The sequence below is a fragment of the Planctomonas sp. JC2975 genome (genome assembly GCF_012985205.1).
GTDB lineage: Bacteria > Actinomycetota > Actinomycetes > Actinomycetales > Microbacteriaceae > Humibacter.
This window is the reverse complement of record NZ_JABEKS010000001.1, coordinates 637,393-652,855: the sequence shown is the minus strand read 5'-3', so window position 1 is coordinate 652,855 and position 15,463 is coordinate 637,393. Positions and strand designations below refer to the sequence as shown.

The window sequence follows — 15,463 nt, the reverse complement described above, 5'->3', positions numbered from 1 at the left end:
TCCGGATGATGTGACAGGAGACGACGCCATGACCACGCGAACCACGCTATCGACTGAGCCGCCGACCGAGGGCTCCGAGCAAGGACCGGCCGTTCCTCGGCGGCCGGGCGAGTCGACCGCCGTTCTGCCGGCAGCCACCCTCACCCCAGCAGCCGCGGGGGAGTGGCTGCTTGACGCCGCGGAGTCGACCGTGGAATTCACCTCGGCCGTCCTCGGCGGATCGATGCCGGCGCACGGCCGATTCGAGAAGCTCGCCGGACGAGTGCTGGTCGAGCCGGATGGTCAGGTGGCGGCCAAGGTCACTGTCGACACCACGTCGGTGGCGACGCGCATTCCGACGATGACCATGCACCTGCGGACCGCGGGTCTGCTCGCCGTGAAGCGGCATCCGAGCGCCGAGTTCGAACTCGATGACCTCGTCGTGCACGGCTCGAGCGCCGAGATTCGAGGCCGTCTCACGGCGCTCGGTGTGACGCGCGAGGTGGCTCTGAACGCCACGGGCGGGCTCGACGGGCCCGAGCTCTTCCGGCTGGAGGGCGAGGCCCTGCTTCATCGCAGCGAGTTCGGCCTGAGGTGGAACGTGCTGAAGATGGTGCCCGAAGACGTGCGTCTCGACGTGCGGCTCGTCTTCGTGAAGGCCGGGTCCGATCGACGGACGCCCGACGCGTAGTCGAGCGGTGCACGCCGCGGCACACGCTCCCGACGAGAAGATCGCGGCGTTCGTCAGGAGTTCGAGTCGAGTCGATCGAGGAGATCGACGGCGGCTCGTGCATACTCGCCGATCCAGCGGTCGTGCAGTCGTTTGATGGGGAGCGGGGCGAGTGCGAGACGGCGTTCGCGGCCCACCCTCCGTCCCGTCACGAGTTCGGCCCGCTCGAGCACTCGGAGGTGCTGCAGCACCGTGGTGCGGTCGAGTTCCGGGAATGCCGCGCACAATTCACCTGTCGAGCGATCGGATGCCTTCAGCACGTCAAGCATCCGCCGTCGAGTCGGCGAGGCCAAGGCCTTGAAAACGGCGTCGTCGGCGTCCGCGCGCTCGTGGTCAGCCGGAGGCGCGACTGGGGGGTTGCCGTCCGACGATGACATGTTGTAAAACTATCACATGAGCGAGAATGGACAGACGACAGAATCGGCGGACGATCGTGCTGGTGCACAGGCCGCCCCTCGACCCACGCTCGAAGTGACGACCGGTCCTCTGGAGGAACTCCGCTTCCTGGTCTCCGGATACGTTCGAAGGCCCGTGGCTCAGACGTACGAGGCCGTCGCCGATCCGGAGCAGCTCTCCCACTACTTCACGACAGGAGGAGCACGGGGCAGGCTCGAGGCCGGTACCACCGTGACGTGGGACTTCAGCGACTTCCCCGGCGCGTTCCCGGTGGAGGTGCTCGAAGCGGACCCGCCGAGGCGCATCGTGATCGCCTGGGGCGGCTCCGAGACGGTGGATCCGCAGGGCCGCACGACGACGACGTTCGAGTTCGAACCCGTCGATGACGGCACCCGCACTCTCGTCACGATCACCGAGTCCGCCTGGCGGCCCACGCAGTCCGGCGCGAAGAGCGCCTTCGGCAACTGCGAGGGATGGACCGGCATGCTCGCCGCCCTGAAGGCGTGGGTCGAGTACGGCATCAACCTGCGCGACGGCTTCTACGTGTGACCTTTCGTGGGTGGCCGTGACCGTGCGGGTTTCACCATGCGGTTTCACCGGGTGACTTCACCGTGCGACATCATCCTGTGATGGAGTACAGGGGTGATCCCTGTCGAGTTCGACCGCCCTCTGCAGACCGAACGCCTGACGCTCCGCATGATGACCGTGCGCGACGTGGATGCCGTCCACTCGCACGAATCGCGCGACGACGTGTGCCGTTACCTCCTGTACGAGCCGCGCACACGCGACGAAGTCGCCGAGAAGATCGCGGACTGGTCGACCAGGACGCGTCTTGCAGAGGATGAGGACTTCCTCCAGCTCGCGGTCGAAGAGCGCGAGAGTCGGCGTTTGCTCGGTGAGATCTACTTCGCGGTCACCAGCATCGAGCACGAGACGGCCGAGATCGGCTGGGTGTTCCATCCGGACAACCACGGACACGGATATGCCACGGAGGCAGCGGAAACCATGCTCGGGTTCGCCTTCGACACGGTGGAGGCCCACCGGGTGGTCGCGGAACTCACGCCGGAGAACACGGCGTCCGTACGGGTCTGCGGTCGCCTCGGGATGCGTGAAGAGGCGCACTTCGTGCAGAACATGCTCGTGAAGGGCAAGTGGGAAGACACCGGTGTCTACGCCATGCTGCGCAGCGAATGGACGGAGCAACGGGCGCACCGGTGACGCGGGACTCGCGCTCCGACCTCCGACCGACCACGAACGAGATCTTGGCTGCCTCGAACGCGGTCCCATGGAGGTGCGCTCGCGCGTTGCACACCGGAAACACGCCGGGCATAGGGTTCAACTCATGCGCGAACTTCAGGCGGAGATCATCCGCGAACTGCACGTCGAACCGAGCATCGACCCGGCGGCCGAGGTGGAGGCGCGCGTCGCCTTCCTCGTGGACTACGCCGTGGCATCCCACGCCCGCGGATTCGTGCTGGGCATCAGCGGAGGACAGGATTCGTCGCTCACCGGCCGGCTCTGCCAGCTCGCAACGGAACGCCTTCTGGCCGAGGGAGTCGACGCGGAGTTCATCGCCGTCAGGCTGCCGTATGTGGTGCAGGCCGATGAGGCGGACGCGCAGCTCGCGCTCGACTTCATCCGTCCGCAGCGGGTCGTCGCGTTCAACGTGCAGGGTGGCGTGGACGGCGTCGCCGATGAGTTCGGGGACGCGCTGGGGGAGCCGATCCGCGACTTCACGAAAGGCAACGTCAAGGCGCGGATGCGCATGGTCGCCCAATACGCTCTCGCCGGACAGCGTCAACTCCTCGTCGTCGGCACCGACCACGCGGCCGAAGCGGTGACGGGCTTCTTCACCAAATACGGGGACGGCGGAGTGGATCTCACCCCGATCACCGGACTGACCAAGAGCCAGGGCAGGCAGCTGCTCGAGTACCTCGGCGCTCCGGCCCGGCTCTACGAGAAGTCGCCGACGGCCGATCTGCTCGACGACACCCCCGGCCAGACCGACGAGGACAACCTCGGCATCAGCTACCGCGACATCGACGCGTACCTCGAAGGGTTCGACGTCTCGGACGAGGTCGCCGAAGCGATCGAGGCGAAGTACCGCGCGACGGAGCACAAGCGCCGCGTTCCCGCGACGTCGTTCGACACCTGGTGGCGCGCGTAGACCGATCTCGCTCCGGCGCTTCCGGCGGACATGGCGAGGGGGTCGACGCTCGGCGTCGGCCCCCTCGCCCTCGATCGCGGTCGGGCGATCAGTCTCCCTGCAGGCTCGTCGACGTGCGCTGCGCGTACGAGCCGACGGCGCTGTAGTCGTCGAGCGCCGCGGTGTCATCGGTGAAGGCGGGATCGTTGGTCTCGCTCGCCGATGGCGCAGTGGCGCTCGCAACGGAGCCGGATGCTGCCGGAGTGCTCGCGCGGTCCGTTGCGGCGGGCACCGGCTGGGTGTCCGTCTGCGACGCGTGACGTTCGTGATGGCGCTGGGCGACCCACGCATCCTGGTCCGCGTAGGCGGACTCGTCGGACGTCGAACGGTCGAAGCGCCACCGCTCGAGGTCCTCGAGGAAGAGCCGACGCGAACGACGCGGCTTGTTCTGCCACTCCACGAGGCGGTCGCGGAATTCCACGATCGCCGGCTCCAGGCTGTAGCCATAGGTCGCGGAGTTGCGCTTCAGGTCCACGAGCTGGTGCGATGCCCAGTCGGCCGCGACCGCCGCGCCCTTCACGGGCAGCAGCCGCACGAGGATGTCTGCCTGCCCGACGGAGCGATCGGAGAGCACTTGCTCGCCAGGCGTGAGCGAATTCCAGACGGATGCCTCCACTGCGGCATCCACGAGGGCTGCGACGGCTGCGGCCTTCTGCTCGCGTTCCTCACGCGAGAGCAGGCCGTGGATCGCACCACGCGCGATCCACGCCGACAACAGCCCAGAGACGATGATGGCGACGAGGAGCACGACGGCGGCGAAAACCACCGGCTGCGCGTCCCCCGACGTGAGCCATCCCCAGAAGTCAGTCCACCACTGCATACAGCGGAGATTAGCCACGAAAGGCGCGAACCCCGCGGAGGCGTGCCGGACTCACCCGAGCCGGCGCACCTGCGCAAAATGGTCGGACCGCTCGCATCGAGTCGAGCGGCCCGACCAGACGGATCAGGCCCGGCCGGTGCCGTCGACCGCGAGCGGCTCGATGGCGGCGAGCTCGTCCGCGGAGAGCGGCGCGGCGTGCACTGCTGCGATGTTCTGCTCGAGCTGCGCCACGTTGGAGGCCCCGATCAGGGCGCTGGTGACCTGCGGATGCCGCAGCACCCAGGTCAGCGCGAGTTGCGCAAGCGACTGACCCCGCTGGGAGGCGATCTCGTTGAGCGCACGGGCCTTGTCGAGATAGTCCTGAGTGATGTTCTCGGCGTGCAGGAAGACGCTCGTCGCCGCGCGTGAGTCGCTGGGGACGGATCCCCCGAGGTAGCGGTCCGTGAGCAGTCCCTGCTGCAGCGGGGAGAACACGATCGAGCCGATGCCCAGCTCGTCGAGGGTCGTGAGCAGGCCGTCTTCCACGTGCCGGTTGAACATCGAGTAGCTCGGCTGATGGATGAGGAGCGGCACACCCTCCGTCGCCAGGGCCGCGGCAGCAGCCCGAGTCTGCTCCGGACTGTAGTTCGAGACACCGACGTAGAGCGCCTTGCCCTGACGCACCGCTGTCGCGAGCGCGCCCATGGTCTCTTCGATCGGAGTGTTCGGGTCCGGGCGGTGCGAGTAGTAGATGTCGACATAGTCGAGGCCGAGGCGGCCCAGCGACGCGTCGAGCGACGACAGCATGTACTTGCGCGAGCCCCACTCCCCGTAGGGGCCGGAGTGCATGTGATAGCCCGCCTTCGTCGAGACGATCAACTCGTCCCGGTATTGACGGAAGTCCTCAGCAAGGATGCGGCCGACGTTTCGCTCGGCAGAGCCCGCGGGAGGCCCGTAGTTGTTCGCCAGGTCGAAGTGCGTGACGCCGAGGTCGAACGCGCGACGGACGATCGCACGCTGCGTGTCGATAGGCCGCCCGTCCCCGAAGTTGTGCCAGAAGCCCAGAGAAACAGCGGGCAGGTCGAGCCCGCTGCGTCCGGTGCGGCGGTAGATCATCGAGTCGTATCGGTCGTCGGCGGCAACGTATGTCATGCCGTGAATCGTAGTGAAACGCCCCAGCGCCCGTGGCGGCCGCAGGTGTCGCATCGCCCGTTCGCACGACGCACTCGTCCTCCACATGCCGCCCCTGGATGAACAGTCCACTGATCAGTGGCGGCGTCCGATGCGTTGGGATCCGATTCGTCACAGTGTCTGCAGGTTCGCCGCACGCAGGCGCCGAACACCAAGCACAAGGAGGTATGGCTGATGCCCGACACCATCACCGCGACGGGACTCGTGGGAACGATTCCGTCGCTCACATCCGTGGGCAACGGGCTGGCACGTTTGACGTTCCGGCTCGGCTCCACCCAGCGCAAGTACAACCGCGAGGGAGGTTCATGGGAGAACGGCGAGACCAACTGGTACACGGTGGTCGCGTTCCGACGTCTCGCCGAGAACGCCGCGGAGTCCGTCGCCAAGGGTGATCGCGTGGTCGTCCATGGGCGCCTGCGTGTGTCCGACTGGGAACGCGACGGACGCCACGGGACCGCCGTCGACCTGATCGCCGAGTCGATCGGGCACGACCTCCTGTTCGGAACGACCACGTTCTCGAGGCCGCAGCCGGCGGGCGGCGAGCGGTCGCTGTCGCTGGCAGAGACCGCGGCATCTGCGACGTCCGAGGCGTCCGGCGACGCGCCGCTCGTGGATGCCGACGGCTGGGCGCTGCCAGGAGCCTCGGGAGGCGGACCGGGCGCCTCGGTCAGTGATACCGGAGCAGGGGCCGATGCCCTCGCCGTTCCGGAGGATGACCAGCTCGTCGACCCCGAGGATTCGGACGACCTCGTGTTCGCATCCGTCGAGCCGCCGTTCTGAGTGGTGTCGACCGCGGTCTCGGCCGCGGGGCCCCTTGGCTGACGGATACGGCGTCGCGGTATCCGCAATCACGGCTGACTGCAAGGGAAGCCGAAGACTGCGCACCCTAGACTGCTCTGGCGCCATCGTGGCGACTCACGAGAGCGCAGAAAAGGAGTCGATCCGTGGTCGTTCACGGGGGCCCGCGTTTCGTGCGGACGGGCGTCATGGGTATGGCGGTCGCCGCCGCGCTCGTTGCCGTCCTCGCAGGATGCACGGCGCCGTCGGAGAACCCGGCCACCGCATCGACGACCGGGACACCCAGCCCCACGGCAACGAAGTCGGGGGTCCCCGACGTTCTGCCGACCCTGGATCCGAAGGCCTCTGCCACGAAGAACCTGGACTTCTTCGACTACGTCAACAACCGTACGATCGCCGGGAACCAGAACCCGAGCGCCCAGCAATTCGTCGATGCGCTCGCCGCGGCCGGGTTCGCCAAGTCGGACATGCAGATGACTGCCGACAAGACGACGGTCAACCTGGCGCCCGGGTCGGTTCAGTTCTCCGTGCTCATCAACGGCGGGTGCCTCATCGGGCAATTCGGCACGGACATCGGGGGCTATCACAGCGTCGTCGCGCCCGCGCTTTCGACGGGCAAGTGCCTTATCGGCGACACCGTTCCGATTCAGTAGCCGTGCTGCCGCTTCTCCTTCCGCCGTGGTCGGTGGACGGCCCGTGTCGGCTCCCGGAGCCCGGCATCCGCGCGGCGAAGCGGGGTCGCTCGCGCCCATAGACTGGAGCGCATGGCCGAATATATCTACTCGATGGTCCGCGCCCGAAAGGCGGTGGGTGACAAGCTCATCCTCGACGACGTCACCATGGCGTTCCTGCCGGGAGCGAAGATCGGTGTGGTCGGCCCGAACGGTGCCGGTAAGTCCACGATCCTGAAGATCATGGCAGGGCTGGACCAGCCGTCGAACGGCGAGGCGAAGCTCAGCCCCGGATACAGCGTCGGCATCCTGATGCAGGAGCCCGAGCTCGACGAAGGCAAGACCGTGCTCGAGAACGTTCAGCAGGGCGTCGGTGAGATCAAGGCCAAGGTCGACAGGTTCAACGAGATCTCGGCCGCGATGGCGGATCCGGACGCCGACTTCGACGCGCTCCTGGCCGAGATGGGCACGCTGCAGGAGCAGATCGACGCGGCTGACGCATGGGACCTCGACTCGCAGCTCGAGCAGGCGATGGACGCCTTGCGCTGCCCGCCGTCGGACACCCCCGTGTCGGTGTTGTCGGGTGGAGAGAAGCGCCGCGTGGCGCTGTGCAAGCTCCTCCTTCAGAAGCCCGACCTGCTTCTGCTCGACGAGCCGACGAACCACCTCGACGCGGAGAGCGTGCTCTGGCTCGAGCAGCACTTGAAGCAGTATCACGGCGCCGTGCTCGCGGTGACGCACGACAGGTACTTCCTCGACCACGTTGCAGAGTGGATCGCCGAGGTCGACCGTGGCCACCTGTATCCGTACGAAGGCAACTACTCGACCTACCTCGAGAAGAAGCGCGAGCGTCTCCAGGTGCAGGGCAAGAAGGACGCGAAGCTGTCGAAGCGCCTCAGCGAGGAGCTCGAGTGGGTCCGCAGCAACGCGAAGGGCCGTCAGGCGAAGTCCAAGGCGCGCCTCGCCCGGTACGAGGAGATGGCTGCCGAGGCGGAGCGCACGCGCAAGCTCGACTTCGAGGAGATCCAGATTCCGCCGGGGCCGCGCCTTGGCCAGATCGTGATCGACGCGAAGAGCCTGCAGAAGGGATTCGGCGACCGCAAGCTCATCGACGGCCTCAGCTTCACGCTGCCGCGCAACGGCATCGTCGGCGTCATCGGTCCGAACGGCGTCGGCAAGACCACCCTGTTCAAGACGATTGTCGGACTGGAACCGCTGGATGGTGGAGAGCTCAAGGTCGGCGAGACCGTGGAGATCTCGTATGTCGACCAGTCGCGCGGCGGCATCGACCCGAACAAGACACTGTGGGAGGTCGTGTCCGACGGGCTCGACTACATCCAGGTCGGAAAGACCGAGGTCCCGAGCCGGGCCTACGTGTCGACGTTCGGGTTCAAGGGTCCCGACCAGCAGAAGAAGGCAGGCGTGCTCTCCGGTGGTGAGCGGAACCGCCTGAACCTGGCGCTGACCCTGAAGCAGGGCGGCAATCTGTTGCTCCTCGACGAGCCGACGAACGATCTCGACGTCGAGACCCTGTCCAGCCTGGAGAACGCGCTGCTCGAGTTCCCCGGCTGCGCCGTGGTCATCACACACGACCGGTGGTTCCTCGACCGAATCGCGACGCACATCCTGGCATACGAGGGCACAGACGAGAACCCGGCCGACTGGTACTGGTTCGAGGGCAACTTCGAGGCGTACGAGGAGAACAAGGTGCAGCGCCTCGGCCCCGACGCAGCGAAGCCCCACCGCTCCGCCTACCGCAAGCTCACCCGTGACTGAGGCGGGAGTGATGCGAGCGAGCTCGGATCGCCGAGCCGATGGAGTTGGGCCGATGGGTCGATCCCGAACACGCGCGACTGAGGCGAGCGTTATGCGAGCTGACTCGCATTCGTCGAGGGATCGGTCCGACTACCTGCGAGTGACTTCATGCGACTGAACGTTCCGATCCGGCTCCGCTGGAGCGACCTGGATGCCTACGGCCACGTCAACAACGCCGAGATGCTGCGACTCCTCGAGGAGGCGCGCATCATCGCGCTGTGGTCGAGCGGCGATGACGCGCGACCAGCCGTACCCGGCGATGTCGACTCCGGCGAGGCGCTCAGCGCGAGCACGGCCGTGTTGGACGGACGCCCGGGCGCGGACACGCTGAGCCTCATCGCGCGTCAGGAGATCGAATACCTCGCGCCCATCCCGTACCTGCGGCAACCGATCGACGTGCAGCTGTGGGTCGGTCGAATGGGTGGCGCCAGCCTCGAGCTCTGCTACGAGGTGCGGTCACCGGTCGGCATGGAGCCGGCCACTCTGTACGCCAGGGCCGCGACGACGCTCGTGCTGGTGGATGCGGCATCCGGTCGCCCGCGTCGCATCAACGAACGCGAGCGTGCCGCCTGGGCGCCTTTCGAGGAAGCACCGATCGAGTTCCATCGCCGCTGAGCATCCGGTAGCGCGGCAAAGCGGTTCGAAGGCCAGGACCTGACTCCCCGCGTACGAACACGCTGCGGCAGAGCGGATGGTCAGCGGTAAGGCGTCGGCCGTCGCCAGACGGGCGCACGACGCTGACGACACGCCGTGCCCGTGGGAGGTCTGCGGCCAGTCGACCAGCCGGTCAGCCCTTCACGGTGATGATCGCGCCGTCGACGGATGCCGTCAGCTTGGCGAGCGGCTGCGCTGCCGGCCCCTGGATGACGGCGCCCGTCGTCTGGTTGAACCGCGATCCGTGGCACGGGCAGTCCAGCTCTCCGTTGCCCGGTTGGACCACGCAGCCGGCGTGCGTGCAGATTGCGGAGAAGGCCGCGACGGACCCCTTGGTCGGCTGGGACACGAGAACGGGCTGATCGCCGATCTTCGCGGACACGGCTCCGCCGACGGGAACGTCGGCGAGCTTGATCGTGGTGGAACCGGATACCGTTTCGTTCCCGCCCGTGCTGGCCCCACCGCCCTGGTCGGTGCAGGCCGCGAGCGTCGCAGCGCTCAGCGCCGCTCCGCCGACGAGGGCCGCACGTCGGGTGACGGTGGATGAGGTGCTGGGCTGGTGCGTCACGATGCGTTCCTCTCGCGCGTGCGGATCGAGCACGCGCACATATCCACGATGGCCGGAATACTTTGGTCGAAGCTGAGTCGACGGTGGAAGCATCTTCAGACCGGCGGGGTGCTGCGCTCGATCGCGCGCGGTGGCTAACCGCGGGGGAGGCGGACCATGCCCTCCTGGGCCACGTTGGCCACAAGCATTCCGTCCCGGTTGTAGATGCGGCCGAGCGAGAGCCCTCGCCCGCTCGTGGCGCTCGGGGACTCCTGCACGTAGAGCAGCCATTCGTCGACGCGGCTGAACCGGTGCCACCACATGGCATGGTCGAGGCTTGCGATCTTCAGCCCAGGAGTCGACCAGGTCACGCCATGTCTGCGCAGCACGGGTTCGAGGATGGAGTAGTCGCTCGCATACGCCAGTGCAGCACGGTGCAGGTCGGGGTCGTCGGGCAGCTTCCCGAGCGCCTTGAACCAGACCGCCTGGTGGGCGACGTGCTCGCCCTCGACCGTGAGGTACACGGGACTGGTCACGTGCCGGAGGTCGAAGGGGCGGTCGTCCCGCCAGTGGCGGCTGACCGGATGGTCGACGTCGGCGAGCAGGTCGGAGTCGCTCGGGATTTCCTCGGGTCCGGGGATGTCCGTCGGCATGTCGACTTGGTGGTCGATCCCCTCGTCCGGCACCTGGAACGACGCGATCATGGACAGGATGGGCAAGCCGTTCTGATACGCCTGCGTGCGCCGCGTCGAGAACGAACGGCCGTCGTGGATGCGATCAACCGAGAACGTGATCGGCTGGTTCACATCGCCCGGGCGCAGGAAGTATCCGTGCATCGAGTGTATGGGGCGCTCCGACGGCGTCGTGCGCATCGCTGCGACGACGGATTGGGCGAGGACCTGACCGCCGAACACGCGCCCGTGCGGCATCCATTGGCTCGGCCCGGTGAAGATGTCCTCGTCGGTGCGGGCACCGGTGTCGGTGAGTTCGAGGGCGGTGAGCAGGCCGTCGAGGGGTTGTGTCATGGTGCCTCTCGCGTCTGAGGTTCGGCGGCCGCCGGCGGCCGCGATGCGACCGTGCGACCTGTCGCATTCCGTTAGTTTAGACAGGACATGAGTCAGTTCTTCTCCCTCACCGACACCCTCACCGTCAAGGACCTCCAGGTGTACCTGGGCCGCGCCGGCAGGGTCGAGGACGGTTCGATTCGGATGATCGCCGGGTCCGGCGTGCTCGCCGTGTACACCGCGATCCTGTATCCGCGCAGCCTCCTCGACCACATCCCGACGGTGCTCGGCCTGCGCACGTTCGCAACGACCCGCGAGGCGGCATTCGATGCCGTCGTGCCCACCAGGTCGCTGCTCAACCGCCTGGTCCAGGCCGCGAACGCCGCGCAGCCGGACGAGAACGTGGACGGCGAGGGGGAGAGCGAGCCGCTCTCGATCCGCCTTCCGCTGGAGGTCAGCACGGTGACGTGGACGGGCATCACCCCGCCGAGGGGAGGATGGCGCCGCGTCGGCGAGACCTCGGGAGCGGTGCTGTTCGACACGGCCGCCGAGGGCATCGCCGACGTCGCGGAGGCGATACCGGCGCAGGCCGGGGAGCAGATCGTGCAGCGCGTGCGCGGCGAGGTGTGGGGCAGACCCATACCGTCGCTGGAATACGTCGCGGCCGGAGCCGCATTCGCGGCCCATTCGCTCGGATTCCTCGTCGACCGCGACGAGCGGGTCGGCGTGTACGAGACGGGGCCCTGGACGCGTCTGACGCTGCGCAGGGGGCACGTGCTGGTGAAGCGTCCCGCGTGGTCGCTGCGCGGCTGACGCGGGACGCCGCTCTCGGCGCCCCGCGCCGCGTTCAACCGAGGTCGGTGAGCACGCCGCGAGCGGCCTGTCTGCCGGAGAACAGGCATCCGCCGAGGAACGTGCCCTCCAGCGACCGGTAGCCGTGGACACCGCCGCCGCCGAAGCCGCTCACCTCGCCGGCGGCGTACAGGCCGGGCACGGACGTGCCCTGTGCGTTCTGTGCGCGACCTTGCAGGTCGGTCTCGATGCCACCCAGCGTCTTGCGGGTGAGGATGTGCAGCTTCACGGCGATGAGCGGTCCGGCCTTGGGATCGAGGAACTTGTGCGGCGAGGCCACCCGGATCAGCTTGTCTCCGCGGTAGCGCCTGGCCGAGGTGATCGCGGTGAGCTGCGCATCCTTCGAGAAGCCGTTGTCGAGCTCGCGGTCGTGCTCGAGCACGGCGCGTTCGATGGCCTTCTCGTCGAACGGCGCGTCGGCGATGGCGTGCATGCCTGTGAAGAGCTCCGGCAGGGAGGACGCGACCACGAAATCTGCTCCGTGCTGCTTGAACGCCTCGACGGGACCCGGTGCTCCCGAGCGCACGCGCTGCAGCAGCAGACGCAGGTCCTTGCCGGTGAGATCGGGATTCTGCTCGCTGCCCGAGAGCGTGAACTCCTTCTCGAGGATCTTCTGCGTCAGCACGAACCACGTGTAGTCGTGGCCGGTCTGCTGAATGTGCTCCAGCGTGCCGAGCGTGTCGAACCCTGGGAAGAGCGGGGCAGGCAGCCGGTTGCCCTCTGCGTCGAACCACAGAGATGACGGCCCGGGCAGGATGCGGATGCCGTGGTTCTGCCACACGGGATTCCAGTTCTGGATCCCCTCGGTGTAATGCCACATACGGTCCGCATTGATGACGCGTGCACCGGCTTCTTGTGCGATCGGGATCATGCGACCGTCGACGTGCGCAGGGACACCGGCGAGCATCCGCTCCGGGGGAATGCCAAGGCGCGCCGGCCAGTTCTCGCGGACCAGATCGTGATTGCCGCCGATACCGCCGGAGGTCACGACGACTGCTGGTGCGCGGTACTCGAACTCGCCGACCACCTCCCGGTTGCTCGCGACGCCGCGCTCGACATCGTCCGGCTTCAGCACGCTGCCGCGCACGCCGACGACGCGGCCGTCCTCGACGACGAGTTCGTCGACCCGGCGGCGGTGCGCGATCGTCGCGACGCCCTCGTTGACGCCCCGGTGCACGCGGTCGATGAACGGCTTCAGGATGCCAGGGCCGGTTCCCCAGGTGATGTGGAAGCGTGGAACGGAGTTGCCGTGGCCGCCGGCGGTTCCGCTGCCGCGCTCGGCCCATCCGACCACGGGGAAGAGTTTCACGCCCTTGGAACGCAGCCATTCCCGCTTCTCGCCCGCGGCGAACTCCAGGTAGGCCTCTGCCCACTTGCGGGGCCAGGCGTCTTCCTCGCGATCGAAGCCCGCGGTGCCGAACCAGTCCTGTCTCGCCAGCTCGAGGGAGTCGTGCACTCCCATGCGCCGCTGCTCGGGCGAGTCGATGAGGAAGAGACCGCCGAAGGACCAGAAGGCCTGCCCGCCGAGCGACTGCGGCGGTTCCTGCTCGAGTACGAGCACGCGCTTGCCGCGCTCGAGCAGCTCGGAGGCCGTCACGAGGCCGGCGAGTCCTGCGCCCACGATGATCGCGTCGACCTCCGCGGTCGCGGGCGATGGGCCATCGGCCCTGTCCCCGGGATGGGAAGCGGGCGCGGGGGTGGTGGGGGGCATCCGGTGTCTCCTTTGATCGGATTGCGTCACTGCTCGGTCGCCTGGCCGGTCGGGTCGGGTGCCCGTCGGCCTCGAGTTGGGCGTATGACCAAGTATCGCCGCTACCGGACCGTCCTGGTGACCTCAGTCCTCGAACGTGTTCACCATCGCGTGGGCCGCGCGCTCCAGGTACGACCAGAGCGTCGCGTCCTGCAGCGGTGGAAGTGCGAGCCCGTCGAGCGCGGACCGCATGTGCGCGAGCCAGCGGTCGCGGGCCTCGGGGTTCACCTTGAACGGGGCGTGCCGCATGCGCAGTCGTGGATGTCCGCGCAGCTCGCCGTACGTCGTCGGGCCGCCCCAGTACTGCTCGAGGAACATGAGAAGACGGTCGGAAGCCGGACCGAGGTCCTGTTCCGGATACATCGGCCGCAGCACCTCGTCCTCGGCGACTTCGCGGTAGAACGCCTCGACCAGGCGGCGGAACGCATCGTGTCCGCCGACCTGCTCGTAGAAGTTGCCTTGGACGGACTCGCCGCCGGCGGACATGCGCAGCGTCAGCGGTGCGCCGGTCGTTGCAGGGGCCCCGTGGGATGTCTCGGACAGCGGGCTCTGGTCGTTTGTCGAGCCGACGGGCGTCTCATCAGGGGTGTTCGTCAGGCTCACGGTCGCCCTTCGTCGTGGTGGTCGTTCTCCAGGCCGCGTTCGCCGGGGGATGGATTGCGGGGCGCTGGGCCGGGGTCGTGTCCTTGCGCCGGCTGCGGCCTGGTGATGGCCTGCGGATGCCGGGCCGTCGCGGTCCGTTCCGATGTCTGCGACTCGGATGGCTGCGGCTCCGCTGCCCCTTCAGCCCCGCCGCGCGTCGCGGCTGTCCGAGCCGTTGTCGTGGTCGAAGCCGACGCCTGGCCGGCCGCCTTGCCGCGTCGCCGCTTCGGTTTCGGTTCCTCGGTGGTCACGACCGGATTAGGGCGCGTCCGCGGTGGATGCGCTCCGGAGATGCTCGCTGCCCCGTCGAATCCCGTGAGCACGACGTTGGTCAGCGACGGGAGCTTGACGCCCATCTCGTCGAGCGCGTCCTTGAGGCGCTTGCGAAGTTCGCGGGCGACATCATCCTTCGCCGTGGTGCGGGTCTTCAGCACGACGCGCAGCACGACGGCATCCGGAGTGATGGACTCGATGCCCCACAGCTCCGGCTTCTCGACGATGCGGGACCGCCACCGTGGAGACGTCGCGAGTTCCGTTGCGACCTTCACCATGCGGTCTTCGATCGCGTCCACGTCGCTGTCGTACGGCACGGCGAGATCCGTGATGACCCGTGCCCAGCCCTGGGACATGTTGCCGACGCGAAGGATCTCGCCATTGCGCACGAACCACAGCGTGCCGTTGACGTCGCGGATCTGCGTCACCCGGATGCCGACCACCTCGACGATGCCCGTCGCGGGACCGAGGTCGACGACATCGCCCACGCCGAGCTGATCCTCCATGACCATGAACAGGCCGTTCAGGACGTCCTTGACGATGTTCTGCGCGCCGAAGCCGAGACCGGCGCCGAGTGCGGCGGTGAGCAGCGCGAACGAGCCGAGAATGTTCGGATTCAGAGCGTTGACGCTGAGGATGATCGCGACGATCGCCACGACCACGTTGACGATGTTGCTGAGGACGGTTCCCAGGGTGCGGGTGCGCTGTACGACGCGGACGGCGGCGATGGGAGACGCCGTGAGCGCCTGAGTGTCGTCGACGTTCTGCTTGTTCTTCACCCCTGAGACGATGCGTCGCACGACCCGTCGGATCACGAAGCGGAGGAGCCAAGCGATCAAGAACGAGATCACGACGATGACCGCGACCTGCAGCAGTCTCCATCCCCAGTCCGTGAGACTGGCGAGCACTCTGGTCCAGAAGGTCGGGTTCGTGACGTCGTTCGCGGTGGGCAGCAGCGAGGTGAAAATCATCGTGTCCGAGTGTACTGAGCGGGCCTGAGGCATTCTGAACGACGGTCAGGTGTCGGTTTTCGGGGCCGGAGCGTGGCTTCGGAGCTCTGCCGAGAGACGGCCGGAAGCGACAATACGGATGCCCGCGGTCGGCGCCCTACTCGCCGCCCGCGGGCATCCGTTGCCGGGTGGTGTCGCACCCGGCA

17 protein-coding genes are annotated in these 15,463 nt (G+C 67.7%); 9 read left to right on the top strand and 8 right to left on the bottom strand.

The window, feature by feature from the left end; genetic code table 11:
- Window positions 1-28: 28 nt before the first annotated feature.
- Window positions 29-670, top strand: coding sequence for a YceI family protein (locus HII28_RS03120; protein WP_170024073.1), 642 nt, complete (start codon window positions 29-31; stop codon window positions 668-670).
- 53 nt (window positions 671-723) lie between these two features.
- Here the strand turns inward: HII28_RS03120 and HII28_RS03115 are convergent, their stop codons facing one another.
- Window positions 724-1,086 (bottom strand): metalloregulator ArsR/SmtB family transcription factor, encoded by a 363-nt coding sequence (locus HII28_RS03115; protein WP_170024072.1) that lies wholly within the window; start codon window positions 1,084-1,086, stop codon window positions 724-726.
- 16 nt (window positions 1,087-1,102) lie between these two features.
- On the opposite strand from HII28_RS03115, the gene HII28_RS03110 reads away from it, so the two are divergent.
- The 3 genes from HII28_RS03110 (at window position 1,103) to nadE (ending at window position 3,272) form a co-directional block, all read left to right on the top strand.
- Complete coding sequence (locus HII28_RS03110) at window positions 1,103-1,654, top strand: SRPBCC family protein (RefSeq protein ID WP_170024071.1); 552 nt, start codon at window positions 1,103-1,105, stop codon at window positions 1,652-1,654.
- 93 nt (window positions 1,655-1,747) lie between these two features.
- Entirely contained in the window at window positions 1,748-2,323 is a 576-nt protein-coding gene (locus tag HII28_RS03105) for a GNAT family protein (RefSeq protein WP_346769160.1), read from the top strand.
- Window positions 2,324-2,447: 124 nt separating this feature from the next.
- Window positions 2,448-3,272, top strand: a complete 825-nt coding sequence (gene nadE / locus HII28_RS03100; protein WP_170024070.1) for an ammonia-dependent NAD(+) synthetase — start codon at window positions 2,448-2,450, stop codon at window positions 3,270-3,272.
- An 88-nt stretch (window positions 3,273-3,360) separates the two neighbouring features.
- Here nadE and HII28_RS03095 read toward each other — a convergent pair whose 3' ends face one another.
- Window positions 3,361-4,131, bottom strand: coding sequence for a hypothetical protein (locus HII28_RS03095; protein WP_205864548.1), 771 nt, complete (start codon window positions 4,129-4,131; stop codon window positions 3,361-3,363).
- A gap of 123 nt (window positions 4,132-4,254) precedes the next feature.
- Complete coding sequence (locus HII28_RS03090) at window positions 4,255-5,262, bottom strand: aldo/keto reductase (protein ID WP_170024069.1); 1,008 nt, start codon at window positions 5,260-5,262, stop codon at window positions 4,255-4,257.
- Between the two features lie 213 nt (window positions 5,263-5,475).
- Between HII28_RS03090 and HII28_RS03085 the strand changes: the two genes are divergently transcribed.
- From HII28_RS03085 to HII28_RS03070, 4 genes are all read left to right on the top strand, one after another.
- A complete protein-coding gene (locus HII28_RS03085) occupies window positions 5,476-6,081 on the top strand; it encodes a single-stranded DNA-binding protein (RefSeq protein WP_170024068.1) in 606 nt (201 codons plus the stop codon).
- 164 nt (window positions 6,082-6,245) lie between these two features.
- A complete protein-coding gene (locus HII28_RS03080; protein WP_170024067.1) occupies window positions 6,246-6,752 on the top strand; it encodes a hypothetical protein in 507 nt (168 codons plus the stop codon).
- A 111-nt stretch (window positions 6,753-6,863) separates the two neighbouring features.
- On the top strand, window positions 6,864-8,546 hold the full coding sequence (ettA, locus tag HII28_RS03075; RefSeq protein ID WP_170024066.1) for an energy-dependent translational throttle protein EttA: 1,683 nt from the start codon (window positions 6,864-6,866) through the stop codon (window positions 8,544-8,546).
- A gap of 147 nt (window positions 8,547-8,693) precedes the next feature.
- Entirely contained in the window at window positions 8,694-9,200 is a 507-nt protein-coding gene (locus HII28_RS03070; protein WP_170024065.1) for a thioesterase family protein, read from the top strand.
- Between the two features lie 172 nt (window positions 9,201-9,372).
- Here the strand turns inward: HII28_RS03070 and HII28_RS03065 are convergent, their stop codons facing one another.
- Together HII28_RS03065 and HII28_RS03060 are read right to left on the bottom strand one after the other, a co-directional pair.
- A complete protein-coding gene (locus HII28_RS03065; RefSeq protein ID WP_346769159.1) occupies window positions 9,373-9,807 on the bottom strand; it encodes a Rieske (2Fe-2S) protein in 435 nt (144 codons plus the stop codon).
- A gap of 134 nt (window positions 9,808-9,941) precedes the next feature.
- Entirely contained in the window at window positions 9,942-10,811 is an 870-nt protein-coding gene (locus HII28_RS03060) for an acyl-CoA thioesterase II (protein ID WP_170024063.1), read from the bottom strand.
- An 87-nt stretch (window positions 10,812-10,898) separates the two neighbouring features.
- Between HII28_RS03060 and HII28_RS03055 the strand changes: the two genes are divergently transcribed.
- A complete protein-coding gene (locus tag HII28_RS03055) occupies window positions 10,899-11,603 on the top strand; it encodes a hypothetical protein (RefSeq protein WP_170024062.1) in 705 nt (234 codons plus the stop codon).
- A 34-nt stretch (window positions 11,604-11,637) separates the two neighbouring features.
- Here HII28_RS03055 and HII28_RS03050 read toward each other — a convergent pair whose 3' ends face one another.
- From HII28_RS03050 to HII28_RS03040, 3 genes are all read right to left on the bottom strand, one after another.
- The gene (locus HII28_RS03050) at window positions 11,638-13,353 is read right to left on the bottom strand and encodes an FAD-binding dehydrogenase (RefSeq protein WP_170024061.1); all 1,716 of its coding nucleotides are present in this window, start codon (window positions 13,351-13,353) and stop codon (window positions 11,638-11,640) included.
- Between the two features lie 123 nt (window positions 13,354-13,476).
- Entirely contained in the window at window positions 13,477-13,878 is a 402-nt protein-coding gene (locus HII28_RS03045; protein WP_170025927.1) for a globin, read from the bottom strand.
- Between the two features lie 113 nt (window positions 13,879-13,991).
- Window positions 13,992-15,278 (bottom strand): mechanosensitive ion channel domain-containing protein, encoded by a 1,287-nt coding sequence (locus HII28_RS03040; protein ID WP_170024060.1) that lies wholly within the window; start codon window positions 15,276-15,278, stop codon window positions 13,992-13,994.
- Window positions 15,279-15,463: the final 185 nt, after the last annotated feature.